3 protein-coding genes are annotated in these 1,081 nt (G+C 75.3%); all 3 read left to right on the top strand.

Translation table 11 applies throughout. The features are described 5' to 3' along the window. On the top strand, positions 1-258 hold a 258-nt coding region (locus tag E7Z54_RS21140; RefSeq protein WP_136436711.1), incomplete at its 5' end, for an FAD-dependent oxidoreductase. Further along, entirely contained in the window at positions 255-458 is a 204-nt protein-coding gene (gene thiS, locus E7Z54_RS21135; protein ID WP_136436710.1) for a sulfur carrier protein ThiS, read from the top strand. The genes E7Z54_RS21140 and thiS, both read left to right, overlap by 4 nt. Next, positions 455-1,081: thiazole synthase (locus E7Z54_RS21130; protein ID WP_136436709.1), on the top strand; the 627-nt coding region annotated here is incomplete at its 3' end. The genes thiS and E7Z54_RS21130, both read left to right, overlap by 4 nt.

The following is a 1,081-nucleotide window of genomic DNA, read 5'->3' as shown; positions in this document are numbered from 1 at the left end:
CGCCCGGCCACCGCCGACGGCCTGCCGCTCGTCGGACCGTCCGGTGTGGACGGCGTGCTGCTGGCGGCCGGGCACTACCGGCACGGCGTCCTGCTGGCGCCCCTGACGGCGGCGCTCGTCGCCGACCACCTCGAGAGCGGGGTGGTCGATCCCGCGGTGGACCCGCGCCGGCTCCTCGCCCCGGCACTCGCCGGATCCCCCGACACCCACGAAGCCCCCGACAGCCACGAAGCCCCCGAAGCGAGAGGATCACGATGACGATCACGTTCAACGGTGAGGCGCTGGCGGTCGACGCCGACACCGTCGCCGACCTGCTCGCCCTTCGCCTCCACGACCCGCGACCCCACGGCGTGGCCGTCGCTGTCAACGAGGAGGTGGTGCCGCGGGACGACTGGCCGCGGTGGCCGCTGGCCGACGGCGACGTCGTCGAGGTCGTGACGGCGGTGCAGGGCGGATGAAGGACGCGCTGACGATCGCCGACGAGGTGCTGCCGTCCCGGCTGTTCCTCGGCACCGGCGGCCTGCCCCACCTGTCCCTCCTCGGGCCGGTGCTCACGGCTGCCGAGCCGGCGCTGGTCACCGTCTCGATGCGCCGGGTCTCCTCGGTCGCCGAGGGCGGCGTCCTGGCCGCCCTGAGAGCCGCCGGCGTCAGGGTGCTGCCGAACACCGCCGGGTGCCTCTCCGCCCGGGAGGCGGTGCTGACCGCCGAGCTGGCGCGCGAGGCGCTCGGGACGGCGTGGGTCAAGCTCGAGGTGATCGGCGACGAGAGCTCCCTCCTTCCCGACGTGGTCGAGCTGCTCGACGCCGCGCAGCAGCTGGTGCGGCGCGGCTTCACGGTGCTGCCCTACTCGACCGACGACCCGGTCGTCGCACGCCGGCTGGTCGACGCAGGCTGCGTCGCCGTGATGCCGCTGGGCTCGCCGATCGGCTCCGGCCTCGGCGTGCTCAACCCGCACGCGATCGAGGCGGTCCGTGCGGCCGTCGACGTCCCGGTCGTCCTCGACGCCGGCGTCGGGACCGCCAGCGACGCGGCACTGGCGATGGAGCTCGGCTGCGACGCTGTGCTCGCCGCGACCGCGGTG

This window comes from Nocardioides sp. (assembly GCF_004803405.1).
In the GTDB taxonomy this organism is placed as follows: domain Bacteria; phylum Actinomycetota; class Actinomycetes; order Propionibacteriales; family Nocardioidaceae; genus Nocardioides; species Nocardioides vastitatis.
Note: the sequence above shows the minus strand (reverse complement) of the source record. Positions and strands in the feature narration are given on the sequence as shown.